Annotated in this window: 25 protein-coding genes; 14 read left to right on the forward strand and 11 right to left on the reverse strand. The window is 71.1% G+C overall.

From position 1 onward, the window contains the following. Nucleotides 1-62: 62 nt before the first annotated feature. From ACFV61_RS07900 to sdhC, 4 genes are read right to left on the reverse strand one after another with little or no spacing between them, the layout of a single operon-like run. Entirely contained in the window at nucleotides 63-836 is a 774-nt protein-coding gene (locus tag ACFV61_RS07900; protein ID WP_063349040.1) for a succinate dehydrogenase iron-sulfur subunit, read from the reverse strand. Further along, entirely contained in the window at nucleotides 836-2,578 is a 1,743-nt protein-coding gene (sdhA, locus tag ACFV61_RS07905) for a succinate dehydrogenase flavoprotein subunit (RefSeq protein WP_063349041.1), read from the reverse strand. The genes ACFV61_RS07900 and sdhA overlap by 1 nt, the downstream gene beginning before the upstream one ends. Before the next feature lie 54 nt (nucleotides 2,579-2,632). Further along, on the reverse strand, nucleotides 2,633-3,124 hold the full coding sequence (locus ACFV61_RS07910; RefSeq protein WP_063349042.1) for a succinate dehydrogenase hydrophobic membrane anchor subunit: 492 nt from the start codon (nucleotides 3,122-3,124) through the stop codon (nucleotides 2,633-2,635). An 8-nt stretch (nucleotides 3,125-3,132) separates the two neighbouring features. After that, entirely contained in the window at nucleotides 3,133-3,513 is a 381-nt protein-coding gene (gene sdhC, locus ACFV61_RS07915; RefSeq protein ID WP_063349043.1) for a succinate dehydrogenase, cytochrome b556 subunit, read from the reverse strand. A 254-nt stretch (nucleotides 3,514-3,767) separates the two neighbouring features. Between sdhC and ACFV61_RS07920 the strand changes: the two genes are divergently transcribed. Then, nucleotides 3,768-4,550, forward strand: coding sequence for a hypothetical protein (locus ACFV61_RS07920; RefSeq protein WP_380490643.1), 783 nt, complete (start codon nucleotides 3,768-3,770; stop codon nucleotides 4,548-4,550). 58 nt (nucleotides 4,551-4,608) lie between these two features. Here the strand turns inward: ACFV61_RS07920 and ACFV61_RS07925 are convergent, their stop codons facing one another. From ACFV61_RS07925 to ACFV61_RS07935, 3 genes are all read right to left on the reverse strand, one after another. After that, complete coding sequence (locus tag ACFV61_RS07925; protein WP_380338984.1) at nucleotides 4,609-5,154, reverse strand: 2-oxo-4-hydroxy-4-carboxy-5-ureidoimidazoline decarboxylase; 546 nt, start codon at nucleotides 5,152-5,154, stop codon at nucleotides 4,609-4,611. Between the two features lie 255 nt (nucleotides 5,155-5,409). Next, a complete protein-coding gene (locus tag ACFV61_RS07930) occupies nucleotides 5,410-7,065 on the reverse strand; it encodes an alpha/beta hydrolase (RefSeq protein ID WP_380490645.1) in 1,656 nt (551 codons plus the stop codon). Nucleotides 7,066-7,132: 67 nt separating this feature from the next. Beyond that, nucleotides 7,133-7,888, reverse strand: a complete 756-nt coding sequence (locus tag ACFV61_RS07935) for an SDR family oxidoreductase (protein ID WP_063349046.1) — start codon at nucleotides 7,886-7,888, stop codon at nucleotides 7,133-7,135. Nucleotides 7,889-8,028: 140 nt separating this feature from the next. On the opposite strand from ACFV61_RS07935, the gene ACFV61_RS07940 reads away from it, so the two are divergent. From ACFV61_RS07940 to ACFV61_RS07985, 10 genes are all read left to right on the forward strand, one after another. After that, entirely contained in the window at nucleotides 8,029-9,618 is a 1,590-nt protein-coding gene (locus ACFV61_RS07940) for a methylmalonyl-CoA mutase (protein ID WP_063349047.1), read from the forward strand. Nucleotides 9,619-9,801: 183 nt separating this feature from the next. After that, on the forward strand, nucleotides 9,802-11,055 hold the full coding sequence (locus ACFV61_RS07945; RefSeq protein ID WP_380490648.1) for an amidohydrolase: 1,254 nt from the start codon (nucleotides 9,802-9,804) through the stop codon (nucleotides 11,053-11,055). 416 nt (nucleotides 11,056-11,471) lie between these two features. Beyond that, nucleotides 11,472-12,533, forward strand: a complete 1,062-nt coding sequence (locus ACFV61_RS07950) for a BMP family protein (RefSeq protein WP_063349048.1) — start codon at nucleotides 11,472-11,474, stop codon at nucleotides 12,531-12,533. 292 nt (nucleotides 12,534-12,825) lie between these two features. Then, nucleotides 12,826-14,406, forward strand: coding sequence for an ABC transporter ATP-binding protein (locus tag ACFV61_RS07955; protein WP_063349049.1), 1,581 nt, complete (start codon nucleotides 12,826-12,828; stop codon nucleotides 14,404-14,406). A 5-nt stretch (nucleotides 14,407-14,411) separates the two neighbouring features. Further along, a complete protein-coding gene (locus tag ACFV61_RS07960; RefSeq protein ID WP_063349050.1) occupies nucleotides 14,412-15,578 on the forward strand; it encodes an ABC transporter permease in 1,167 nt (388 codons plus the stop codon). Next, on the forward strand, nucleotides 15,575-16,840 hold the full coding sequence (locus ACFV61_RS07965) for an ABC transporter permease (RefSeq protein WP_063349051.1): 1,266 nt from the start codon (nucleotides 15,575-15,577) through the stop codon (nucleotides 16,838-16,840). The genes ACFV61_RS07960 and ACFV61_RS07965 overlap by 4 nt, the downstream gene beginning before the upstream one ends. Beyond that, entirely contained in the window at nucleotides 16,837-17,241 is a 405-nt protein-coding gene (locus ACFV61_RS07970; RefSeq protein ID WP_063349052.1) for a cytidine deaminase, read from the forward strand. The genes ACFV61_RS07965 and ACFV61_RS07970 overlap by 4 nt, the downstream gene beginning before the upstream one ends. Before the next feature lie 96 nt (nucleotides 17,242-17,337). Next, nucleotides 17,338-18,615, forward strand: a complete 1,278-nt coding sequence (locus tag ACFV61_RS07975) for a thymidine phosphorylase (RefSeq protein ID WP_380370231.1) — start codon at nucleotides 17,338-17,340, stop codon at nucleotides 18,613-18,615. A 46-nt stretch (nucleotides 18,616-18,661) separates the two neighbouring features. Beyond that, a complete protein-coding gene (locus ACFV61_RS07980) occupies nucleotides 18,662-19,045 on the forward strand; it encodes a type II toxin-antitoxin system RelE/ParE family toxin (RefSeq protein ID WP_380490650.1) in 384 nt (127 codons plus the stop codon). Then, on the forward strand, nucleotides 19,042-19,380 hold the full coding sequence (locus ACFV61_RS07985) for a helix-turn-helix domain-containing protein (RefSeq protein ID WP_380490652.1): 339 nt from the start codon (nucleotides 19,042-19,044) through the stop codon (nucleotides 19,378-19,380). Before ACFV61_RS07980 ends, ACFV61_RS07985 begins: the two co-directional genes overlap by 4 nt. A gap of 91 nt (nucleotides 19,381-19,471) precedes the next feature. Here ACFV61_RS07985 and ACFV61_RS07990 read toward each other — a convergent pair whose 3' ends face one another. Genes ACFV61_RS07990 through ACFV61_RS08005 form a run of 4 tightly spaced genes read right to left on the reverse strand, consistent with a single transcriptional unit; the run spans nucleotide 19,472 to nucleotide 21,984 of the window. Next, nucleotides 19,472-20,026 carry a Uma2 family endonuclease gene (locus ACFV61_RS07990; RefSeq protein WP_380490655.1) on the reverse strand — a complete coding sequence of 185 codons (555 nt, stop codon included), beginning with the start codon at nucleotides 20,024-20,026 and terminating at the stop codon, nucleotides 19,472-19,474. Between the two features lie 25 nt (nucleotides 20,027-20,051). Further along, complete coding sequence (locus tag ACFV61_RS07995) at nucleotides 20,052-20,345, reverse strand: hypothetical protein (protein WP_380490657.1); 294 nt, start codon at nucleotides 20,343-20,345, stop codon at nucleotides 20,052-20,054. After that, on the reverse strand, nucleotides 20,332-20,685 hold the full coding sequence (locus ACFV61_RS08000; protein WP_079135829.1) for an AbrB/MazE/SpoVT family DNA-binding domain-containing protein: 354 nt from the start codon (nucleotides 20,683-20,685) through the stop codon (nucleotides 20,332-20,334). Before ACFV61_RS08000 ends, ACFV61_RS07995 begins: the two co-directional genes overlap by 14 nt. Nucleotides 20,686-20,694: 9 nt before the next feature. Further along, nucleotides 20,695-21,984 carry an MFS transporter gene (locus ACFV61_RS08005; RefSeq protein ID WP_380490659.1) on the reverse strand — a complete coding sequence of 430 codons (1,290 nt, stop codon included), beginning with the start codon at nucleotides 21,982-21,984 and terminating at the stop codon, nucleotides 20,695-20,697. 92 nt (nucleotides 21,985-22,076) lie between these two features. Here ACFV61_RS08005 and ACFV61_RS08010 point away from each other — a divergent pair, with 92 nt between their 5' ends. The 3 genes from ACFV61_RS08010 to ACFV61_RS08020 all read left to right on the forward strand — a co-directional run bounded on the left by ACFV61_RS08010 (nucleotide 22,077) and on the right by ACFV61_RS08020 (nucleotide 24,901). Continuing rightward, nucleotides 22,077-23,054 (forward strand): LysR family transcriptional regulator, encoded by a 978-nt coding sequence (locus tag ACFV61_RS08010; RefSeq protein ID WP_380490660.1) that lies wholly within the window; start codon nucleotides 22,077-22,079, stop codon nucleotides 23,052-23,054. A gap of 119 nt (nucleotides 23,055-23,173) precedes the next feature. Further along, the gene (locus tag ACFV61_RS08015) at nucleotides 23,174-24,331 is read left to right on the forward strand and encodes an adenosine deaminase (RefSeq protein ID WP_063349058.1); all 1,158 of its coding nucleotides are present in this window, start codon (nucleotides 23,174-23,176) and stop codon (nucleotides 24,329-24,331) included. A gap of 213 nt (nucleotides 24,332-24,544) precedes the next feature. After that, complete coding sequence (locus ACFV61_RS08020) at nucleotides 24,545-24,901, forward strand: hypothetical protein (RefSeq protein WP_063349059.1); 357 nt, start codon at nucleotides 24,545-24,547, stop codon at nucleotides 24,899-24,901. Nucleotides 24,902-25,014 lie beyond the last annotated feature (113 nt).

Raw genomic sequence — 25,014 nt, forward strand, 5'->3', positions numbered from 1 at the left:
TCTCAACACCCCCCTCACAAAAAACCCAAACGACGGGGGCCATTCCCCGATACAGGCGCAGATCAGAAGCGGCGGGTGACCAGCGCCCGCTTCACTTCCTGGATCGCCTTGGTGACCTCGATGCCACGCGGGCAGGCCTCGGAGCAGTTGAAGGTGGTGCGGCAGCGCCACACGCCCTCACGGTCGTTGAGGATCTCCAGGCGCTGCTCGGCGCCCTCGTCGCGCGAGTCGAAGATGAAGCGGTGCGCGTTCACGATCGCGGCCGGGCCGAAGTACTGGCCGTCGTTCCAGAACACCGGGCAGGACGACGTGCACGCGGCGCACAGGATGCACTTGGTGGTGTCGTCGAAGCGCTCGCGGTCCTCGGCGGACTGCAGGCGCTCGCGGGTCGGGTCGTTCCCCTTGGTGATGAGGAACGGCATGACGTCCTTGTACGCCTGGAAGAACGGGTCCATGTCCACGACCAGGTCCTTGAGGACCGTGAGGCCCTTTATGGCCTCGATCGTGATCGGCTTCTCCGGGTCGACGTCCTTGATCAGGGTCTTGCACGCCAGCCGGTTGCGGCCGTTGATCCGCATGGCGTCGGAGCCGCAGATGCCGTGCGCGCAGGAACGGCGGTAGGTGAGGGTGCCGTCCTGCTCCCACTTGATCTTGTTGAGCGCGTCCAGGACGCGCTCCTTCGGGTCGAGCGTCAGCTGGTAGTCGACCCACACCGGGTCCGGGTGCTCCTCCGGGTTGAACCGGCGGATCCGGAAGGTGACGGTGATCAGCTCGACGCCGCCCGCCTCGACCGCGTCCAGAGCGGCCGAGTGCTTCTCCACGGTAGGAGTGCTCATCAGTACTTACGCTCCATCGGCTGGTAGCGGGTCGTGACGACCGGCTTGTAGTCGAGGCGGATGGAGGTGCTGCCGTCGGCGGCCACCTCCTGGTACGCCATGGTGTGCTGCATGAACTTCACGTCGTCACGGGTCGGGAAGTCCTCGCGGTAGTGGCCGCCGCGCGACTCCTCGCGGGCCAGCGCGGAGACGGCCAGCACCTCGGCCAGGTCGAGCAGGTTGCCCAGCTCGACGGCCTCCAGCAGGTCCGTGTTGTACCGGAAGCCCTTGTCCTGGATCGAGACGTTCTTGTAGCGCTCCTTCAGCGCGGCGATGTCCTCGACCGCCTGCTTCAGGGTGGCGCCGGTGCGGTACACCATCGCGTTGGCGTCCATGGTCTCCTGCAGCTCCTTGCGGATCTGCGCCACGGACTCGGTGCCGGCGGCCTCGCGCAGGCCGTCGACCAGGGCCTGGACCTTCTCGGCCGGGTTCTCGGGCAGCTCGACGAACTCGTGCACGTTGGCGTAGTCGGCGGCGGCGATGCCCGCGCGACGGCCGAACACGTTGATGTCCAGCAGCGAGTTGGTGCCCAGGCGGTTGGCGCCGTGCACGGACACGCAGGCGACCTCGCCGGCCGCGTACAGGCCCGGGACGACGTCGGTGTTGTTGCGCAGCACCTCACCCTCGACGTTGGTCGGGATGCCGCCCATGGCGTAGTGCGCGGTGGGCTGGATCGGGATCGGGTCCGTGTAGGGCTCGATGCCGAGGTAGGTGCGGGCGAACTCGGTGATGTCCGGGAGCTTGGCGTCCAGCTGCTCCGGCGGCAGGTGGGTCAGGTCCAGGTAGACGTGGTCGCCGTCCGGACCGCAGCCGCGGCCTTCGCGGATCTCGGTGTAGATCGCGCGGGAGCAGACGTCACGGGACGCGAGGTCCTTCATGACGGGGGCGTAGCGCTCCATGAAGCGCTCGCCGTCCTTGTTGCGCAGGATGCCGCCCTCGCCGCGGGCGCCCTCGGTGAGCAGGATGCCCATGCGCCAGATGCCGGTCGGGTGGAACTGGAAGAACTCCATGTCCTCCAGCGGCAGGCCGCGGCGGTACACCAGGGCCTGGCCGTCACCGGTGAGGGTGTGGGCGTTGGAGGAGACCTTGAAGAACTTGCCGGTGCCGCCGGAGGCGAACACGACGGACTTGGCCTGGAAGACGTGGATCTCGCCGGTGGCCAGCTCGTAGGCGACGACGCCGGCCGTCTTGCCCTCGTTGATGAGCAGGTCGAGGACGTAGAACTCGTTGAAGAACTCGACGCCGTGCTTGACGCAATTCTGGAACAGCGTCTGGAGGATCATGTGACCGGTGCGGTCGGCCGCGTAGCAGGAGCGGCGGACGGGGGCCTCACCGTGGTTGCGGGAGTGCCCGCCGAAGCGGCGCTGGTCGATCCGGCCCTGCTCGGTGCGGGAGAAGGGAAGGCCCATCTTCTCCAGGTCGAGGACGGCGTCGATGGCCTCCTTGCACATGATCTCGGCGGCGTCCTGGTCGACCAGGTAGTCACCACCCTTGACCGTGTCGAAGGTGTGCCACTCCCAGTTGTCCTCCTCGACGTTGGCGAGGGCGGCGCACATGCCGCCCTGGGCCGCGCCGGTGTGGGACCGGGTGGGGTAGAGCTTGGTCAGGACGGCGGTGCGGGTGCGCTGCGTCGACTCGATGGCCGCGCGCATGCCGGCGCCGCCGGCGCCGACGATGACGGTGTCGTACTGGTGAATCTGCATGGGGGTTCTAACTCGCCTCTGGCCTCTGCCGATTGCCGATTAGATGCTTTGTCGTCAGATGTTGGGGTCGAAGGTGAAGATCACCAGGGTGCCGAGCAGCACGGTGAAGACCGTGGCGGTACCCATGAGCCCCTTCAGCCAGAGCCGGGTCGAGTCCTTCTCGGCGTAGTCGTTGATGACCTGCCGCATGCCGTTGGCGCCGTGGAGCATGGCGAGCCAGAGCATCGTGAGGTCCCAGACCTGCCAGAACGGCGAGGCCCAGCGGCCGGCCACGAAGGCGAAGCCGATCTTGGAGACGCCGCCGTCGAGCACCAGCATGATGAGCAGGTGCCCGAGGATCAGGACCACGAGGACGATGCCGGACAGGCGCATGAAGAGCCAGGCCAGCATCTCGAAGTTGGTGCGGGTGCGGCGCGGGGTCTTCGGGGTCCGCTTGCGCGGCGGCTCGATGACGAACGCGTCCGCCGGGTTGCCGGTGCCGAGGCCCTTGCCGGTGTGCGCGTGCGCGGAGGGGACGACCAGCGCGTCGGAGTATTCCGTGGACATGTGTCAGCTCACTTCCCGAACCAGGAGATCAGCGTGTGCTGCAGGATCCCGTAGAAGGAGCCGGCCATCAGCACGACCCAGACCGCCACGACGGTCCAGAGCATCTGCTTCTGGTACTTCGGGCCCTTGGACCAGAAGTCCACGGCGACGACCCGCAGGCCGTTGAGGGCGTGGAACAGGATGGCGGCCACCAGGCCGTACTCCATCAGGTTCACGAGAGGAGTCTTGTACGTCTGAATGACGGTGTCGTACGCCTCGGGCGACACTCGCACCAGAGCGGTGTCCAGGACATGGGCGAACAGGAAGAAAAAGATGAGGACGCCGGTGACTCGATGAGCCACCCAGCTCCACATGCCTTCCCGGCCGCGGTACAGCGTTCCAGCCGGCACGGAAAAACCCTCCGGAAGCGATTGGGGGCTCGGCCGGCTTCGGTGTCGGTCAGCCCGGCCAGGTACGGTCCACCGGCCGCCAGCATCCTATCGACGCTGCGTCGGGAACCGCCTCCGGGGGTCTCAGGTGTGATCAATCAGGCACGACTGGCCTAGCCGGACGGGAACCAGCGGCGCTTTGGTCGCTCTGGGTGACGGCTCGACTGCGTTACGGTGGCGGCCCGCTCCGCCGCCGACACCCTGCCGAGGCCCCCGTGCCGCTTCGCCCCGTCCGACCGTCCGCCGCCGCCCTCGCGGCCCTGCTGCTGCTCGCCACGGGCTGCACCACGGTCGGCGGCTCCTCCGCGGACCGGGCCGGGCCCGGCCGCGAGCTGTCCGCGGCCGAGCTGCGGGCGGCCGCGGTGGCCGGTGCCGACCTCGGGGCGGGCTACACGGTGACGGTGATGACGCCAGGCCACGGCGACACCGGGGCGGGCGCGGGGCGGGAGGTCGCGGACGTCCCGGCCTGCCAGCCGCTGCTGGACGCGGTGACCCCGGCCGCCTCGGCCGGCGCCGGCACCGCCTCGGCCTCGCCGGCCCCGGGCTACCCGTACGCGGAGACCGACCTGAGCGTGGCCCGGACCGCCGACCCCAGGGGCGGCGTGTACGGCGGCCTGCTCGGCTACCGGACGGGGCGGGCGGCCGTGCTCCAGGCGGAGCTGGAGAAGCTGTTCGGCCCGTGTGCCGCGTTCACCTCGATGGCCCCGGCGCCGCCGGCCGAGAAGCCGGGGAAGAAGGCGCCGATCCGGACCAGGCACCGGCTGAACCGTGAGGACACGCCCACCCCCGGGGGAGCGGACGCCGCGCTCGGATTCACCCTGACGAATGAATCGGGGAGCGCGGTGCTCTCGCAGCGTGCGGTGCTGGCCCGGATCGGGCCGGCGCTCGCGGTGTTCACCACCTTCGGGGTCGCCGCCGAGCCGGCCGCCGCGCCGGACGAGGTGATCGTCCGGCAGCAGGTGGCCAAGCTGCGGGCCGCCCAGGCGAAGAAGAAGTAGCGGGCGGAGAGTTAGCGGGCGGGGAGGGAGTGGGCGGGATGGAGGAGACGGCGGCTGCTCAGCGCGCCCCGGCCTCCGAATGGGTGGCGACCAGGTGCTCCAGTCGGGTGAGGGCGATCCGGCGGAGCTCGTCCGCCGCGATCAGCCGCTCCTCGTCCGGGTCGTTGGCCAGCCGGGTGCGGATCGAGGAGAGCACGGTGTCGAGCATCTCCTCCGGGGCCACACCCTCCAGGCAGACCACGAAGACGTGGCCGAACCTGGCCTCGTACGCGGCGTGGGCGGCCCGCAGCGCGGTGTGCGCGGCCTGGCTGCCCGGTGCCCGCATGCCGAGCAGCGGTTGCGGCATCCAGCTCTCGTCGGCGAGCGCCTCGGCCAGGTCGGCCGGGCGGAGGTCGTAGGAGGCCTCGCTGGCGGCGGCCAGCAGGGACTCTATGTCGGGGTAGGGCCGGTGCGCGGTGAGCCGCAGGGCCCAGCGGTGGCTGCCGCAGCAGGCCAGGAGGGCCTCCTCGGCGGCGCCGGCATCGGCTTCGTTGAAGCGGTGCAGCCCGAGGAGGGTCGGCTCGGAGCTTGGATCGAGCCGCTGTGGCGGGATGTCGCTGGCCAGCGGGTCCTCCTCGTGAGGGCGGGAAGGTGCCGGTGAAGTGGGGTGGGGTGGAGCAGCTGAAGTATGGGGGCTGCGGGCGGCGTCACGGCGCCGGTCGGGCAGCTCCTCAAAGGTAGTTGAGCCGTCATCAGTTGGGGAGGGCGCGCGCGGAATTCATCCGGACGAGCTATCAAGTTGTGACGTTGACATCTTTGTGTCAGCGCCCTCCCCGCATTCATCTGTTAATCCGGCATCCGCTGATCCGGCACCCCCGCCTCAGGAGCAGCGGGTCCCGTCGGCCGGCATCGTGCCCTCGGTCAGGTAGGCCTCCAGGGCCCGGTCGATGCAGACGTTGCCCTTGCCGAAGGCCCCGTGCCCCTCGCCGACCCGGGTGAGCAGGGTGGCACTGGCGAAGCCCTTGGCCAGCGCCTCGGCCGAGGCGTACGGGGTGGCCGGGTCGCCGGTGGAGCCGACCACCAGGATCGGGGCGGCGCCCTCCGCCCGGATGGTGTGCGGCTTCTCCGTGGTCTTGAACGGCCAGTAGGCGCAGCCGGCCTCGCTGTAGTCGTCCACGGTGGTGCCCTTGGACAGCAGCGGCGCCTCGGCGGTCAGCCGGTCCACCGCCTGCTTGGCGTGCTCCGGCGTCGGTGCCGGGCGGGCCGCGTCGGCGCAGCCGATCGCGCCGTTGGACTCCTGCATCGGGCTGTAGTGGCCGTTCTCGTCGCGGCCGTTGTAGCCGTCGGCGGAGTCCATCAGGTAGTCGCCCTTGCCGCGCACCATCGCCCAGCCCAGGGCGGCGCGCAGGTACTTCCAGGAGGTCTTCTCGTCGCCGTAGAGCACCGAGATGGTGCCGGTCCAGGCCAGGTCGCGGCCCAGCTTGCGGCCGTCCTTGACGGTCAGCGGGTGGTCGTACAGCCCGTCCAGGAAGTCGGCGGCCTTCTTGGCGGCCTTGGCCGGGTCCTTGCCGAGCGGGCACTCGTCGGCGTGGTTCTCCACGCAGTCGGCGGCGAAGCGCTCGAAGGACTTCTCGAAGCCGACCTGCTGGTCGACGCCGTGGTCCATGGTGTCCTGGGAGGGGTCGACGGCGCCGTCCAGGACGAGCCGGCCGGTGTTCTTCGGGAACTCCTCCGCGTACAGCGAGCCGAGGTAGGTGCCGTAGGAGATGCCGAGGTAGTTGAGCTTCTTGTCGCCGCTGACGGCGCGCAGCACGTCCAGGTCGCGAGCGGTGTTGCGGGTGCCGACGAACGGCAGCAGCCTGCCGGACTTGGCCTGGCAGGCGGCGGCGTGCTCGGTGGCCTGCTTGACGTGCTCGGCCTTGCGGGTCTCCAGGTCGAGCGGGGCGTCCTGCTGGTCGGCGGCGTCGCGCTGCTTGTCGTCGTAGCAGACGACCGGTGAGCTGTCCCCGGTGCCGCGCGGGTCGAAGCCGATGACGTCGAAGCGGTTGTGCATGGCGCCGGTGAAGTCCTTGGCACCGTACTTGACCATCCCGACGCCGGACTCGCCCGGGCCGCCCGGGTTGACCATCAGCGAGCCGATCCGCTGGTCCGGCTTGGCGGCCGGGTACTTGACCAGGGCGAGGTCGATCGCGTCGGTGCCGGGGTTGGCGTAGTCGAGCGGGACGTGCAGCTTGCCGCACTGCATCCCGGATATGTCGATCTTGAGCTTCTCGGCCGTGGGGTCGGCCGGGCAGTCGGCCCAGGCGATCTGCTGGCCGTAGAAGGGCTGGAGGGCCGGGTCGGCCTCGCCGGTGGGCTTGGGCGTCGGGGTCGGCGGCGGGGTGGCCGTGGGGCTCGTGGTGCCGGGCGCGGAGGTGCCGGCGGCCTGGTCCTGGGACGGCTTGGCGGTGTCGTTGCACGCGGAGGTGAGGAGCAGGGTGCCTGCCGCCAGGGCGGTCAGCAGGACCCGTGGGCGGGCGGCCCGGAAGGTTCTCATCGCACGTGTGTACCACTGGCGGGTGACACGTTTGATCATGGCCCCCGGGCTGCCCGCCGGGGGCGGGTCAGGCGCGGTGGACCTTGTGGTTGGCGGCCTGGGCGCGGGGGCGGACGACCAGGAGGTCGATGTTGACGTGCGGGGGGCGGGTGACCGCCCAGGCCACGGTGTCGGCGATGTCCTCCGAGGTCAGCGGCTCGGCCACGCCGGCGTACACGGCCGCGGCCTTCTCCTCGTCGCCGCGGAAGCGGGTGACCGCGAAGCCCTCGGACTTCACCATGCCGGGGGCGATCTCGATCACCCGGATCGGCTCCCCGCACAGCTCCAGGCGCAGCGTCGCCGCGATGGTGTGCGCGGCGTGCTTGGCCGCGACGTACCCGCCGCCGCCCTCGTACGCGGCCAGCGCGGCGGTCGAGGAGAGCACCAGCACGGTGCCGTCGCCGGTGGCCCGCAGGGCCGGCAGCAGCGCCTGCGTCACGTGCAGCACGCCGAGCACGTTCACCTCGTACATGGCCAGCCAGTCGGCCGGGTCGCCGTGCTCGACCGTCTCGGCGCCGATCGCCCCGCCGGCGTTGTTCACCAGCACGTCGACCCGGCCGACCTCGGCCGCGAAGGCGTCCACGGCGGCCCGGTCGGTGACGTCGAGCGTGACCGCCCTGGCCGAACCGCCCCCGTCGGCGATCTCCTTGGCCAGCGCCTCGATCCGCTCGGTCCGCCGGGCGGTCAGCACCACGTCGAAGCCCTCGGCCGCCAGCCGGCGGGCGGTCGCCGCGCCGATTCCACTGCTGGCACCGGTGACCACGGCCACCTTCTGCTCGGTCATTGCCACTCCCTGGGGCTCATCCGGTCGTTCACCCGATCATCTCAACCGTGTCCGCGCCCGCGCCGCCCGGTCCCGCTCCAGGTCCTGTCCTACATTGCGAGGACCGACCGATGCCCCCGCCGATCCCGTGGAGGGACCTCATGGCAGCCGAGCCGCGCCGCGCCGAGTCAGGCTTCCCGATCGAGCCGCTGTACGGCCCGGAGGCGCTGGCCGACTGGGATCCGGCGAGCAGGCTCGGCCGGCCGGGGGAGTACCCGTACACCCGGGGCGTCTACCCGACGATGTACGCCGGCCGGCCGTGGACGATGCGCCAGTACGCGGGCTTCGGCACCGCCGCCGAGTCCAACGCCCGCTACCGGCAGCTGATCGCGGGCGGCGGCACCGGCCTGTCGGTGGCCTTCGACCTGCCCACCCAGATGGGCTACGACTCGGACGCGCCGCTCGCCGCCGGGGAGGTGGGCAAGGTGGGCGTGGCCGTCGACAGCGTCGAGGACCTGGCCGTGCTGTTCGACGGCATCCCGCTGGGCGGGGTGTCCACCTCGATGACCATCAACGCGCCCGCCGCGCTGCTCCTGCTGCTCTACCAACTGGTCGGCGAGGCCCAGGGGGTGGCGCCGGCCCGGTTGACCGGCACGGTCCAGAACGACGTGCTGAAGGAGTACATCGCCCGGGGCACGTACATCTTCCCGCCGCAGCCCTCGCTGCGGCTGGTCGCGGACGTCTTCCGGTACTGCCGGGCGGAGATCCCGCGCTGGAACACCATCTCCATCTCCGGCTACCACATGGCCGAGGCTGGGGCGGATCCGGCGCAGGAGATCGCCTTCACGCTGGCCAACGGCATCGCCTACGTCCGTACCGCGATCGCCGCCGGGATGGCGGTGGACGACTTCGCCCCCCGGCTCTCGTTCTTCTTCGTGGCCCGGGTCACGCTGCTGGAGGAGGTGGCCAAGTTCCGTGCTGCCCGCCGGATCTGGGCCAGGGTGATGCGGGAGGAGTTCGGCGCGAAGGATCCGCGCTCGTGGATGCTGCGCTTCCACACCCAGACCGCCGGGGTGCAGCTCACCGCCCAGCAGCCCGAGCTGAACCTGGTCCGGGTCTCGGTGCAGGCGCTCGCCGCGGTGTTCGGCGGCACCCAGTCGCTGCACACCAACGGCTTCGACGAGGCGATCGCGCTGCCCACCGAGAAGGCCGCCCGGCTCGCCCTGCGCACCCAGCAGGTGCTCGCCCACGAGACCGACGTGACCGCCACCGTCGACCCGTTCGCCGGCTCGTACGCGGTCGAGTCGCTGACCGACGAGGTGGAGGCCGCCGCGCTGGCGCTGATGGCCCGGGTCGAGGAGCTGGGCGGCGCGGTGGCCGCGATCGAGCAGGGCTTCCAGAAGGCCGCGATCGAGCGCACCGCCTACCGGCTCCAGCAGGAGACCGACTCCGGGGAGCGGACGGTGGTCGGCGTCAACCGCTTCCGGCTGGACGCCGAGGAGCCGTACCGGCCGCTGCGGGTGGATCCGGCGGTCGAGCGGCAGCAGGCCGAGCGGCTGGCCCGGCTGCGGGCCGGCCGGGACCGCGTGGCCGTCGCCCGGGCGCTGGACGGCCTGCGCCGCACCGCGGAGGGGGCGGGGAACGTGCTGTACCCGATGAAGGAGGCGCTGGCCGCGCGGGCCACCGTCGGCGAGGTCTGCGACGCGCTGCGGGAGGTGTGGGGCGTGTACGCCCCGGTGGAGAGCTTCTGACGCATCGCCAAGAAGGGGCCGGCCGTGACCGCCGCTCCGGGCGGTCGTTGCACAGGGCAAGCAATCGGGGAAGGCGGCTGAAACGAGATGTCATACCCACCTGTTCGGCCGGTATGCGCCCATCCGGGGACTAGTTTTCCAGAAGTCGGGCCAAATCCCCCCAACAGGCCTACCCTTGTTGAGATGAACCGTCCTGAGCCCGCTCAGCCGGGCGCCACTCTGGCCACCGCACGCCCCGCCGCCGAACTGCGCGCCCGGGTCCGGGGGCTGGAGTCCGAGCTGATCGCCTTCCGCCGTGACCTGCACCGGCACCCGGAGCTCGGCCGCCAGGAGTTCCGCACCACCGGCCTGCTCCGCGACCGGCTGGTGGCGGCCGGCCTGAGCCCCCGGGTGCTGCCCGGCGGCACCGGCCTGATCGTCGACATCGTCCCGGCCGGCACCGCCCCCGGCACCGAGTTCCTGGCCTTCCGCGCCGACATCGACGCGCTGCCGATCGACGACGCCAAGACCGACGTGCCGTACCGCTCGACCGTCCCCGGCCGGGCCCACGCCTGCGGCCACGACGTGCACACCGCGGTGGTGCTCGGCACCGCCCTGGTGCTGGCCGAGGCCGTCCGCACCGGCGAACTGCGCCGCCCCGTCCGGCTGGTGTTCCAGCCGGCCGAGGAGGTCCTGCCGGGCGGTGCGCTGGACGTGATCAAGGCCGGGGGGATGGACGGCGTCGGCCGGATCTTCGCGGTGCACTGCGACCCCAAGGTGGAGGTGGGCCGGATCGCCCTGCGCACCGGGGCGATCACCTCGGCCTGCGACCGCTTGGTGCTGCACCTGGACGGCCCCGGCGGGCACACCGCCCGCCCGCACCTGACCACCGATCTGGTGACCGCGATCGCCCGGATGGCCGCCGACCTGCCGGGCGCGCTGGCCCGCCGGATGGACCCGCGCTGGGGCGTCAGCCTGGTCTGGGGCCGGATCGCCTCCGGCTCCGCGCCCAACGTCATCCCGCAGCGCGCCGAACTGGAGGGCACCGTCCGCTGCCTGGAGCTGGACGGCTGGCGCGAGGCGCCCGACCTGCTGCACGAGCTGATCGCCAAGCTCGCCGAGACCTACCGGGCGAAGTGGACGCTGGACTACCACCGGGGGGTGCCGCCGGTGGTCAACGAGGCGGTCTCGGTCGCCCTGCTGGACGCGGCGATGACCGACCGGTTCGGCCGGGAGGGCGCGCAGGTGGTGGAGAGCACCGAGCAGAGCCTGGGCGGCGAGGACTTCTCCTGGTACCTGGAGCACGCCCCGGGCGCGCTGGCCCGGCTCGGCGTCCGCGCCCCCGGTGACACCACCGTCCGCGACCTGCACCAGGGCCGCTTCGACGCCGACGAGCGCGCGATCGGGATCGGCGTGGAGCTGTTCGCGACGCTCGCCCTGGACGAGCCACAGCACTGAGCCGCAGGACTGAGCTGCGGAAATCGAACGGCAGAGCTGAGCGGCAGGACCGAGCCGCCGAAACCGAACAGCAGTACTGAGCCGCGGGATTGAGCGGCGCACACCGTCCTCGGGCATCTCCTCGGGCACTGCGTGAACGCCCTCTCGGGCGACCCTCGGGCGACCGGCCGGCACCTCATCTCGGTGACCGGCCGGTTTACCGCCATCCGGGGTTATCGAACGGTTCCGTAGACTGGGCCGCAAAACCAGCTTTGGATCACCGTCCGCGCACGGGAATAGGGCCTTGGGAAGACCGTGAGACCACGGTTTGATAACAACCCGAATGGTCCGGCAGCCCGTAACCCAACCGTGTTCTACGCGCGTTACGGTGGCGTCCGACCACGCTAATCAGGTGCGTGTGAGAAGGAGATACTCCCTTGCGCCGTTCAATGAAGCTCGCTGCGGTTGTGCTCTCGGGTTCCCTGGGCATGGCCTCGCTCGCCGCTTGCGGCGCAAAGAGCACTGACACCAACACCTCCTCCGGTTCGGGCGACGGCTCGATCAAGGTCGGTATGGCCTACGACATCGGCGGCCGTGGCGACCAGTCGTTCAACGACTCCGCCGCCCGCGGTCTCGACAAGGCCAAGGCCGAGCTCGGCGTCGCGGTCACCGAGGCCGACGCCAAGACCGGTGAGGCCGAGGCCGACAAGGAGACCCGCCTCAAGAACCTGATCGACGGCGGCTACAAGACGATCATCGCGGTCGGCTTCGTCTACCAGCAGGCGGTCGACAAGGTCGCCAAGGACAACCCGAACGTCAAGTTCGCGATCATCGACTCGAACGACAAGGACCAGCCGTCCAACGTCACTTCGCTGGTCTTCGCCGAGCAGGAGGGTTCGTACCTCGCCGGCGTCGCCGCCGCGAACAAGTCGAAGTCCAAGCACGTCGGCTTCATCGGCGGTGTGCAGACCGAGCTCATCAAGAAGTTCGAGGCCGGTTACAAGGCGGGTGTGAAGTCCGTCGACGCGAACATCCAGGTCGAGACCACCTACCTGACCACGCCTCCGGACTTCACCGGCTTCAACTCGCCCGACAAGGGCAAGGAGGCCGCGCAGGGCCAGCTCGACAAGGGCGCGGACGTCATCTACGCCGCCGCCGGCTCCTCCGGCAACGGCGCCATCGAGGCCGTCGCCAACAAGCCGGGTGCCCTGGCCATCGGCGTCGACTCCGACCAGGCCGCCCAGCCGGCCCTGGCGAAGTACAAGAACAGCATCCTGACCTCGATGGTGAAGAACGTCGACAACGCCGTCTTCTCCTACATCGAGTCGATCAAGAAGGGCCAGCCGTTCACCGGCATCAAGCTCTTCGACCTGAAGGCCGAGGGCGTCTCGCTCGCCACCACCGGCGGCAAGCTCGACGACATCCAGGACAAGCTGAAGGGCGCCACCACGGCGATCACCTCCGGCGCCACCACCGTCCCGACCGCGCCGGCCCAGTAAGGCCCGCGCGTCCCGGACGCACCGGCGACTGCCGCCTGCCCGGCAGCGCCATGAACGGCAAAGCATCACGGGAGGGGCCCGGCAGGGTGCGCTCAACGCGTACCCCCGGGCCCCGTCCTGTCCCCCGTCTTCCCCTTGGCCCTCCCAGCGCAACGACGCGCCTCCAGACCACCAGGAGATCGCCATCACCGCATCCGACCCCGTCCCCCCGCGCGAGGACGGTACCCCCAGCGCGGGGACGGCGACATCGGCCGTCGAACTGCGCGGCATCACCAAGCGCTTCCCCGGTGTCGTGGCCAACCACGACATCAACCTCACCGTCCGCAGCGGTACCGTGCACGCCCTGATGGGTGAGAACGGCGCCGGCAAGTCGACGCTGATGAAGATCCTCTACGGCATGCAGAAGCCGGACGAGGGCACCATCGCGATCAACGGCGAGCCGTGCGAGTTCAACACCCCGGGCGACGCCATCTCCCGCGGCATCGGCATGGTCCACCAGCACTTCATGCTGGCCGACAACCTCACCGTGTGGGAGAACGTCGTCCTCGGCGGCGAGAAGCTCCACGGCATCGGCGCCAAGGCGAAGGCGAAGATCAAGGAGATCTCCGACCAGTACGGCCTGGGCGTGCGCCCGGACGCCCTGGTCGAGGACCTCGGTGTCGCCGACCGCCAGCGCGTCGAGATCCTCAAGGTGCTCTACCGCGGCGCCAAGATCCTGATCCTCGACGAGCCGACGGCCGTGCTCGTCCCGCAGGAGGTCGACGCGCTGTTCGACAACCTGCGCGAGCTCAAGTCCGAGGGCGTCACCGTCATCTTCATCTCGCACAAGCTGCACGAGGTGCTGGCGGTGGCCGACGCGATCAGCGTGATCCGGCGCGGCACCACGGTCGGCGACGCCGACCCGAAGGCCGTCACCGCCCGTCAGCTGGCCGAGATGATGGTCGGCGCCGAGCTGCCCTCCCCGGAGAGCCGCGAGTCGACCGTCACCACGACCGAGATGCTCGACGTCAAGGACCTGCGGATCGCCAAGACCGACGCCGAGGGCATCGAGCGCGTCGTCCTCGACGACATCTCGCTGCGCATCCACAAGGGCGAGATCCTCGGCATCGCCGGCGTCGAGGGCAACGGCCAGGCCGAACTGGTCGAGGCCATCATGGGCATGCTGCCGCTGGACGGCGGCACCGTCACCCTGGACGGCAAGGACCTCTCCGGCTCGCTCACCCGGGCCCGCCGCGAGGCCGGCATCGGCTACATCCCCGAGGACCGCCACAAGCACGGCCTGCTGCTGGAGGCCCCGCTCTGGGAGAACCGGATCCTCGGTCACGTCACCGAGGCGCCCAACTCCAAGGGCGTCCTGCTCGACCCGGGCGCCGCCCGCAAGGACACCTGGCGGATCGTCGAGGCCTACGACGTCCGCACCCCCGGCATCGAGGTCACCGCGGCCTCCCTCTCCGGCGGCAACCAGCAGAAGCTGATCATCGGCCGCGAGATGAGCCACCAGCCCAAGCTGCTGATCGCCGCGCACCCCACCCGTGGTGTGGACGTCGGCGCGCAGGCGCAGATCTGGGAGCACATCCGGGTCGCCCAGCGGGCCGGCCTGGCCGTCCTGCTGATCTCCGCCGACCTGGACGAGCTGATCGGCCTGTCCGACACCATCCGGGTCATCTACCGCGGGCGCCTGGTCGCCGACGCCGACCCGGCCACCGTCACCGCCGAGGACCTCGGCACCGCCATGACGGGTGCCGCCAGCGGCCACCTCGAGTCCGATGCGGAGGCCGTCGAGCACTTCCACGAGATCCTCGCGGAGGGCACCGAGGCCGAGTCCGACGCCGGCCCCACCGACACCGCCGACGACCCGCAGGCGGGGGAGTAACCCACATGACCAGTCCCAACACCGCCGCCAAGCGCAGCCTGGCGCAGCGGATCAGCGGTGAGCGGATCGTGCTCGCACTGGCGGCGCCGGTGCTCGCGGTCGTGCTCTCCATCGTGATCTGCTCCGTCCTGCTGGCGACTTCGGGCAAGAACCCGTTCGACGCGTGGAACGTGATGCTCACGTACGCCGGCAAGTCGGACGGCCAAGTGGGGATCCTCAACCGGTCCACCACGTACTACCTGGCCGCCGCTGCCGCCGCCTTCGGGTTCCGGATGAACCTGTTCAACATCGGCGTCGAGGGCCAGTACAAGGTCGCGGCGCTGTTCGCGGCCTTCGTCGGTGCCAAGGTCGACCTGCCCGCGATCATCCAGATCCCGCTGCTGCTGGTCACCGCCATGCTGGTCGGCGGCCTGTACGCGAGCATCGCCGGTCTGCTGAAGGTCTACCGCGGGGTCAGCGAGGTCATCTCGACCATCATGCTGAACTCGATCTCGATCGCGGTCGTCGGCCTGCTGCTCGTCCCCGGCATCTTCGCGCCGAAGACGAGCGCCACCAGCAACTCGATCCAGACCGACCCGATCTCGCAGTCCAGCCACTTCTTCACGCTGGAGACGGCGGGTGGACCGCTCTGGGGCTTCATCTTCATCGCCGCCCTGGTCGGCGTGGTGTTCCAGTTCGCGCTGACCCGCACCCGCTTCGGCTTCGACCTGCGCGCCACCGGCCGCTCGGAGTCGGCCGCGACCGCGTCCGGCGTGAACGTCAAGCGCATGGTGATCATCTCGATGGCGGTCTCCGGCGCGATCGCCGGTCTGATCGGCATGCCCGAGCTGGTGCAGAACTCGTTCTACTACGGCCAGAGCTTCCAGCCCGGTCTGGGCTTCCTCGGCATCTCGATCGCCCTGCTCGGCCGCAACAGCCCGATCGGCATGGCCTTCGCGGCCCTGCTGTTCGCCTTCCTGGACACCACCGGCTCCCAGCTGCCGCTCCAGGGCGGCTTCCCCTTCGAGATCGTCGACGTCATGAAGGGCACCATCGTCATCTGCGTCGTCGTCGCCTACGAACTGGTGCGCCGCTACGGCCTGAAGCGCCAGCAGCAGAAGGTCGGCGCCCAGCTCGCCGCCCAGCTCGCGGCTCAGCTCGCGGCCACTGAGAAGAAGGAGGTGTCCGCATGAGCACGGCTACCGCCGCGCGTCCCAAGGCGCCGGGCGCGCCCACCAAGAAGCGCAAGATGTCCTGGCCGGTGGTGCTGCTGCTGATCGCGGGCGCCCTGGTCCTGTTCTCCGCCGTGGGCATGGCCACCGGCAACCACGCGCTGACCTCCTCCGGTCAGATCACCGCCGCGCTCAGCGCCGCCGTGCCGATCGGCATGGCCGGTCTGGGCGGTCTGTGGTCCGAGCGGGCCGGCGTGGTGAACATCGGCCTCGAAGGCATGATGGTCGCCGGCACCTTCTGCGGTGCCTGGGCCGGCTACCTGGTCAACCCGTGGGTCGGCCTGCTGGCCGGCATGCTCGGCGGCGCGCTCGGCGGTCTGCTGCACGCGCTCGTGACCGTCACCTTCGGCGTCGACCACATCGTCTCCGGCGTCGGCATCAACCTGCTGATCCCCGGCATCTGCGCGTACGTCAACCGGATCTACTACAAGGACTACATCGCGGTCGGCGCGGGTGCGAACCAGTCGCCGCCGGCGGATCCGCTGCCGTACATCACCGTTCCCGGGCTGTCCTCGTGGCTGTCCGACATCGAGAAGCACCACTGGTTCCTGGTCTCGGACGTGGCCGGCGTGGTCGGCGGCCTGGTCACCAACATCTCGGTGGTCGTGCTGCTGGCCGGCGCGATGATCGTGGTCAGCTACTTCGTGCTCTGGCGCACGGTGTTCGGCCTGCGGCTGCGCTCCTGCGGTGAGAACCCGACCGCCGCCGAGTCGCTGGGCGTCAACGTCTACAAGTACAAGTACCTCGCGGTCATCGCCTCCGGTGCCTTCGCCGGCCTCGGCGGTGCGTACCTCTCGCTGGTCGCGGCGCACTTCTACAAGGACGGCCAGACCCTCGGCCGCGGCTTCATCGGCCTCGCCGCGATGATCTTCGGCAACTGGATGCCGGGCGGCCTCGCCATGGGCGCCGGCCTGTTCGGCTTCACCGACAGCCTCCAGCTGCGCGACCCGGAGTCGGTGCACGTGCTGATCCTGACCGTCGCCATCGCGATGGCGCTGCTCGCGCTCTGGCAGCTGTACCGGCGCAAGTTCACCGGCGCGGCGATCTCCTTCGTGGTCGCCGGCGGTCTCGGCGCCTGGTACGCGCTCACCGACGAGGTGCAGCGCCCGCTGATCGTCGCCACGCCGTACGTGATCACCCTGGTGGTGCTCTCGCTGGCCTCCCAGCGGCTGCGCATGCCGAAGGCGGACGGTCAGATCTACCGCAAGGGCCAGGGCAAGTGACGGCGCCTGCGGCGTCGGCCGCGATCGACTGGGAGCGGCTGCGCGCGGCCGCGCGCGAGGCGATGACCCACGCGTACGCCCCGTACAGCAAGTTCCCGGTCGGCGCGGCCGCGCTGGTGGACGACGGGCGGCTGGTCACCGGCTGCAACGTCGAGAACGCCTCGTACGGGCTAGGGCTGTGCGCCGAGTGCGGGCTGGTGTCCGCGCTGCACGCCACCGGCGGCGGCCGGCTGACGGCCTTCACCTGCGTCGACGGCGCGGGTGAACTGCTGATGCCGTGCGGGCGCTGCCGCCAGCTGCTCTACGAGCACGGCGGGCCGGAACTGCTGATCGAGCTGCCCTCGGGGATCCGCCCGATGAGTGAGGTCCTGCCCGACGCGTTCGGGCCGGAGCGGCTCTAGCTTCGACAATTGTTACGCGCGTAGAGTGTCGCGAGTGGGCCGGAACCCGGTCATCTCGCGACACTCTTCGCTTTTGAAACCCCTCTTGGAGCACGCATGGACGCCATCTCCGTCATCAGGACCAAGCGCGACAGCGGAGAACTGAGCGACGCTCAGATCGACTGGGTCATCGACGCCTACACCCGCGGCGAGGTCGCCGACGAGCAGATGTCCGCCCTGGCCATGGCGATCCTGCTGAACGGCATGAAGTCGCACGAGATCAGCCGCTGGACCGACGCCATGATCCGCTCCGGCGTCCGGATGGACTTCTCCTCGCTGCCGCTGCCCACCAGCGACAAGCACTCCACCGGCGGCGTCGGCGACAAGATCACCCTCCCGCTCGCCCCGCTCGTCGCCGCCTGCGGCGCCGCCGTCCCGCAGCTCTCCGGCCGCGGCCTCGGCCACACCGGCGGCACCCTCGACAAGCTGGAGTCCATCCCCGGCTGGCGCGCCCTGCTCTCCAACGAGGAGATGCTCGACGTCCTGCGCTCCACCGGCGCGGTCATCTGCGCCGCCGGCGACGGCCTCGCGCCCGCCGACAAGAAGCTCTACGCGCTGCGCGACGTCACCGGCACCGTCGAAGCCATCCCGCTGATCGCCTCCTCGATCATGTCCAAGAAGATCGCCGAAGGCACCGGCGCCCTGGTCCTGGACGTCAAGGTCGGCTCCGGCGCCTTCATGAAGAACCTCGACAACGCCCGCGAACTCGCCCGCACCATGGTCGGCCTGGGCACCAACGCCGGCGTGAACACCGTCGCCCTGCTCACCGACATGTCCACCCCGCTCGGCCTCACCGCCGGCAACGCGCTGGAGGTCCGCGAGTCGATCGAGGTGCTGGCCGGCGGCGGCCCCGCCGACGTCGTCGAGCTCACCCTCGCCCTCGCCCGCGAGATGCTCGCCGCGGCCGGCGTGCACGGCAAGGACCCGGCCGACGCGCTGCGCGACGGCTCCGCGATGGACCACTGGCGCCGCATGATCGCCGCCCAGGGTGGCGACGTCGACGCCCCCCTCCCGGTCGCCCGCGAGCAGCACGTCATCCCGGCGCCCGCCTCCGGCGTCCTCACCGAGCTCGACGCCTACGCCGTCGGCGTCTGCGCCTGGCGCCTCGGCGCCGGCCGCGCCCGCAAGGAGGACCCGGTCCAGGCCGGCGCCGGCGTCGAGATGCACGCCAAGCCCGGCGACACCGTCGTGGCCGGCCAGCCCCTGCTGACCCTGCACACCGACACCCCCGAGCGCTACGACTACGCCATCGAGGCACTGACGGGCGGCATCGAGGTCTCCCCGGCCGGCACGGCCTTCACCCCGAACCCGATCGTCCTCGACCGCATCGCGTGACCGTGTGATTACCCCATGTGTGGCAGCGTGCCCTACGCTGCCGCACATGGGAGTTGACCGCTTCACGGTCGAGATCGAACCTGAGGTTCGTGATTGGCTCACCGCGCTTGCGCCGCGGCACTATTCCAGGACCGAGCGCGCCGTCGATCTCCTGGCCGACCATCCGACGACACTCGGCGAGCCGTACTCGCGCCACCTGGATGGGCTGGTGCGCGAGCTTCGTTTCGATCTGGGTGGCGCGGCCACGAGAATCACCTACTGGCTGGCGCCGGGGCGACGAATCATTCTGCTGACGGTGTTCACCAAGAGACGGATGCGCGAGACTGCTGAGGTCACCCGGGCGCTGTGGGCTCAGAAGATCTGCGAGTCCGAACACGCACCCGCGCACGAAGAGTTCAGCCGGATCGTCCCGGAAGGAGAGTCGCAGTGAACCACTCCCAGTGGAAGACCCGCCGCACGCGTGAGCTGCTGGGCGAGCAGGTGCAGGAGAGCCCGGAGATGGCCGCAGAGCGGCTGGAGTTTCGTTACTCCTGGGCGTTCGGGCAGGCGCTCTACGACCGCCGCACTGCTCTCGGCCTGTCGCAGACGGACGTGGCCCGTCGCGCCAACATGACCGAAGACGAGATCGAGTGCATCGAGGGAGCTGGAACCGTGCCCACCCTGCCGCTGTTGGAAAAGCTGGCGGTGGCTCTGGAAGCCGAGTTGGACATCCACGTGGTGCCCGGCGCTGATACGAAGCTTCGCTTTCACGCGCCGGCTGCATGAGGGACCGGCGAGGAGCCCGTACCCGGTTTGCCGGGTGCGGGCTCCTTCCGTGTGCTCGGGCCCGGTCGGCCGGTGTCCTGCGGGTGCGGGTTCAGGCGTAAGTCCGCAGGACGCTGGTGTCGAGCGTCCAGGGGCCGACGGTGATCTTGTCGCCGAAGGCGAAGTCCTTGCGGCGGGTGTAGCCGGGCTCGTCGTGGACGATGCCGGTGCCCTTGCGGGGATCGACCAGGAGATAGAGCGGAATGCCCATCGCCGCGCAGTCGTGGACCTTGTCGCGGTAGTCGCTCTCGGGGTTGGACGTGGAGACGATTTCCACGACGAGAAGGATCTCGTGGGGAAGGAAGGCCGGGTCGTCGTCGTCCAGCGCCGCGTCGGGGAACACCATCAGGTCGGGATTCCGAAGCCGACCGAGGCCGACGTCCTCCAGGTCCGCGCCACCGTGGGCGATGTAGCCGGGGTGGGTCTGCGGTAGCTGGGCATTGAGCTGTTGAGCGATCCGCAGTACCGCGAGTTCGTGCCGTTTGACCGGCGACAGCATCAGGACGACCGCTCCGTCGGCGATCTCGACCCTCCCCAGCCCCGGCAGCCGGGGAAGCTGATCGGCGATCTCCCGCAATCGGGCGTACGCCGCCGGATCAACGCTCATGCCCGGAGTGTATCGGCGGTGGTCGTCAGGGGCGGTTGAAGACGTCGTGGGTGCCGATTCGGCGCCAGACGATGTGCGGGTCCCCGCCCTGGACGGGGAGGCCGTAGTGGAAGGTGGCACGGCCGTCCGGGGCCCAGGTCAGCTCCCAGATGTCCGGGTGGCCCTGCATCTTCCTCACACGCAGGCCGCGTCGGAAGCCCTGACCGGCCCGCAGGTCGGTGACGAACTGGGCGACGGCGACGAGGAATGCGGCCTTCTGTGTGGGAGTCAGGCCCTTCCAGTCACGGAGGAAGTGGGCCAGTGACTCATGCGTCGGCACGGCGCTTGATCTCCTCCAGGTCCAGGCCGCCCTCGTCGGCGAGGGACTGCAGGAAGGCGTCGCCGTCCTGGAAGACCTCGCCGCGGTCGCCCTCGGCGATCGCCTCGTCGACCTCCTGCTCCTTCTCCTGCCAGCCGGCGCCCCAGAACCATGCCTGGTCGTCGGGGATCACGGAGGCGGGGGTCAGCACGATGCGGCCGTCCTCGATGGCGACCACCAGTTGGTCGCCCTCCTGGAGGTCCAGTTGCTCCCTTATCTCCTGCGGGATGGTGACCACGCCCTTCTTCCGCACGGGCGTGGACACCAGGTGGGGGCGGCGGCGGCGCTTGAGGTCTGCCATGGGGAAAGTCTACCTGGCAGAAAGTCTGCTCAGTCGGTCCTGTTGCCGGGCCGCGTGGGCCTGGCGGGTGGCGTAGAGGGTGACGGCGGCGGCGAGGGTCATGGCGGTGAGGCCGACGGTGGCGGCGCCGGGCCAGCCGGTGGCGTGGTAGGCGTCGGCGCCCAGGGTGCCGCCGAGGCTGTTGCCGAGGTAGTAGGCGATCAGGTAGAGGGCGGAGGCCTGGGCGCGGCCCTCGGTGGCGGTGCGGCCGACCGCTGAGGAGGCGGTGGCGTGGCCGGCGAAGAAGCCGGCGGTGATCAGGACCAGGCCGAGCAGGGCGCAGACCAGGGACTCGGTGAGGGAGAGCAGCAGCCCGGCGGCGGTCACGCCGATGGAGACGTAGAGCGCGCCGCGGCGGCCGAGTCGGCCGGCGAGGCGGCCGGCCGCGGCGGAGGTGCCGGTGCCGACCAGGTAGACGACGAAGATCGAGGCGGCGACGGACTCGGGCAGGTGGAACGGCGCCGAGATCAGCCGGTAGCCGACGGTGTTGTAGACCGCGCCGAACACGGCCATGAACAGCAGCCCGAGCGCGTACAGCCGCACCAGCAGCGGGTTGCGCAGGTGTTGGCCGACGGTGCGGGCGAGGGCGCGGGCGTCCACCGGGGCCGGGGTGAAGTGCCGGGCGGCGGGGATCAGCAGCCGGAAGGCGAGCGCGGCGAGCAGGGCGAGGGCGGCGGAGGCGGCGAGGCCCCAGCGCCAGCCGAAGGCTGCGGCGGTCCAGCCGGAGAGCAGTCGGCCGCCCATGCCGCCGATGCTGTTGCCGGCCACGTACAGGCCCATCGCGGAGGCCAGGGCGCTGGGGTGGACCTCCTCGGCGAGGTAGGCCATGGCGGTGGCGGGCAGCCCGGCGAGCGCGGCGCCCTGGAGGACGCGCAGCACGACGAGGGTGGTGAGGTCGGGCGCGAACGGCAGGGCGAGGGCGAGGGTGGCGGCGGCGAGGGTGGAGGCCGTCATCACGGCGGTGCGGCCGTACCGGTCGGACAGGGCGCTGGCGGGGAGCAGGGCGAGCGCGAGTCCGAGGGTGGCGGCGGAGGCCGTCCAGCTGGCCTGGCCGGGGGTGAGGTCGAGGTCGGCCGAGAGGATCGGCAGCAGGCCCTGGGTGGAGTAGAGCAGGACGAAGGTCGCGACTCCGGCGGCGAACAGGGCGAGGTTGGCGCGGCGGAAGGCGCGTTGGCCGGGGCGGTGGCGGTCGTCGTGCGAGGCGTCGGGGGCGGGGGCATCCGGGGTGGTCACGGATGCCCTGGTATCGGCGGGCTGCATGTCGTCGACGGTAGGCGCGCTGCGGTTGATGCGTCCAATGCATGAACGGTGGATGATCGATGCGTTGTCGTATGAGTCGAGGTGGTGGCGGGATGGCCGGGGCGGACCGGGTGGACGTGACGGACGGCACGGAGCCGCGGTACCGGGTGGCGGAGTTGGGGCCGGACGAGCCGGCGGTGCTGCTGGCGCCCCGGCTGGCCCAGTTCGCGGCGGTGGCCCGGCTGGAGCACGTGACGCGGGCGGCCGCGCTGCTCGGGGTGCCGCAGCCGACGCTGTCGCGGGCGGTGGCCCGGCTGGAGGAGGAGCTGGGTGTGGACCTGCTGGCCCGTCAGGGCCGGACGGTCCGGCTGACCAGGGCCGGCCGGCTGCTGCTGGCCTCGGTGGAGCGGGCGCTGGCGGAGGTCGAGCGGGGTGCGGAGGCGGCCCGGGCGGAGGCCGATCCGGCGGCGGGGCGGGTGGCGTTCGGCTTTCTGCACACGATGGGGACGGACGCGGTGCCGGCGCTGCTGCGCGGGTTCCGGGCGGGGCATCCGCAGGTCCGGTTCCAGCTGGTGCAGGACTACGTCGGGGCGATGCTGGAGCGGTTGCGGGCGGGGGAGTTGGACCTCTGCCTGGTCGCGCCGCTGCCGGACGATCCGGCTTTCACGGCCCGCCCGCTGGACGAGCAGCGGCTGCACCTGGTCGTCCCGGCGGACCACCGGCTGGCGGGCCGGCGGCGGATCCGGCTGGCGGAGGTGGCCGAGGAGCCGTTCGTCGGGCTGGAGCAGGGGTACGGGCTGCGCGCGATCACGGACGGCTTCTGCGCGCAGGCCGGGTTCGTGCCGCGGCTGGCCTTCGAGGGGGAGGAGGCGGAGACGCTGCGCGGGCTGGTCGCGGCCGGGCTGGGGGTGGCGCTGCTGCCGCCGGCGCTGGTGCCGCGGCCGGGGGTGGTGGAGCTGGAGGTGACGGCGCCGCGCACCCGGCGGGCGATCGGACTGGCCTGGGCGGCGGGGCGGCCGCTGACCCCGCCGGTGGCGGCGTTCCGGGACTTCGTGCTGTCCCGGCGGGGCCGGTTGCTGCAGCACGATTGAGCCGCAACTGGGCCGGATGTGCCGGGGATGGCCCGGACGGTGGAATTCCCGGTGGACTTTCGCCGAACCGGCCGTGTTAACAGTGGTGGGTCTACGCGCGTAGGGGCTATATTTCCGCAATGGAGAAGCAGATCCCTGTCACCGCCGCGGGCGCCGGCCCGCGCATCCCCACCCCCGACCAGATCCGCCGCGCGCCGAAGGTGCTGCTGCACGACCACCTCGACGGCGGGCTGCGCCCGGAGACGGTCGTCGAGCTGGCCGCCGCGGTCGGCTACGAGGGCCTTCCGACCACCGACGCCAAGGAGCTCGGCGAGTGGTTCCGCGAGGCCGCCGACTCCGGCTCGCTGGTCCGCTACCTGGAGACCTTCGCGCACACCTGCGCCGTGATGCAGACCCGCGAGGCCCTGATCAAGGTCGCCGCCGACTGCGCCGAGGACCTGGCCGCCGACGGCGTCGTGTACGCCGAGGTCCGCTACGCCCCCGAGCAGCACCTGGAGGCCGGCCTGTCCCTGGACGAGGTCGTCCAGGCCGTGAACGAGGGCTTCCGCCTCGGCGAGGCCAACGCCCGTGCGGCCGGCCACCGGATCCGGGTCGGCACCCTGCTGACCGCGATGCGGCACGCCGCCCGCTCCACCGAGATCGCCGAACTGGCCAACCGCCACCGGGACCAGGGCGTCGTCGGCTTCGACATCGCCGGTGCCGAGGCGGGCCACCCGCCCACCCGCCACCAGGCCGCCTTCGACTACCTCAAGGGCGAGAACAACCACTTCACCATCCACGCGGGCGAGGCCTTCGGCCTGCCGTCGATCTGGGAGGCCCTGCAGTGCTGCGGCGCCGACCGGCTCGGCCACGGCGTGCGGATCGTCGACGACATCACGGTGGCCGAGGACGGCAGCGTCGAGCTCGGCCGGCTGGCCGCGTACGTGCGCGACAAGCGCATCCCGCTGGAGATGTGCCCGACCTCCAACCTCCAGACCGCGGCGGCCACTTCGTACGCCGAGCACCCGATCGGGCTGCTCAGCCGGCTGAAGTTCCGGGTCACCGTGAACACCGACAACCGGCTGATGAGCGGCACCAGCATGAGCCGCGAGTTCGGGCACCTGGTGGAGGCCTTCGGCTACACGCTGGGGGACATGGAGTGGTTCACGGTGAACGCGATGAAGTCCGCGTTCCTGCCGTTCGACGAGCGGCTGGCGATGATCAACGACGTGATCAAGCCGGGGTACGCCGAACTGAAGGCGGAGTGGCTGTTCAGCTCGGGCACCGGCGACAGCTGAGCGGCCCGGCCCGTTCGAATGGTCGGGTGAACGCCCATGTCTCGAAAGGGAGTTGGCGTTCATCCGACTACTCACTCGGGTGAGTGAACACCCTTTGGTCCTCGCGCGGCCCACTCACTACGGTGTGCCCGTCCATGCTGACAGGCCGTGGCGGCGGTAGCCCGTCCGCCCCGTCCCGATGTCGGCCACCGACGACGACCCAAGGGACGAACCATGAAGCAGGCTCTCAAGGCCGCCGGCACCGCGGCGCTCGGCATCGCCATCGCGGCGGTGGGCGCCGGTACCGCCGCCGCCGCCCCCGCGCCCGGCGGCCTCGGGCTGCCCACCGGCGCGGTCACGAACCCCGCGGTGACCGGCGCGGTCACCGACACCGCTGCCAAGCTGCCCGGCGGCGACAAGGTCACCGGCACGCTCGGCACCCTCACCCCGGCCGCCGGCCAGGCGGCGCCCGCCCCGGCCGCCGAGGCCGGTGCCGCCACGCGTGGCGCCATCCCGACCATCCCCGGCATCGACAAGACCCCCATCGGCGGGCTGACCCACACCCTGCCGCTGCCGGGCCTGGCCGGCTGACCTGGCCGGGGGGGGGGGCCCCCGCGCGGGCCCGCCCCCCCCCCCCGCCCCCGCGGCCGGCGCCGCCGCCCCCCCCCGCCCCCCCCCCCCCCCCCCCCCCCGCCGCGCCCCCC

This window comes from Kitasatospora sp. NPDC059817 (assembly GCF_042731835.1).
GTDB lineage: Bacteria > Actinomycetota > Actinomycetes > Streptomycetales > Streptomycetaceae > Kitasatospora.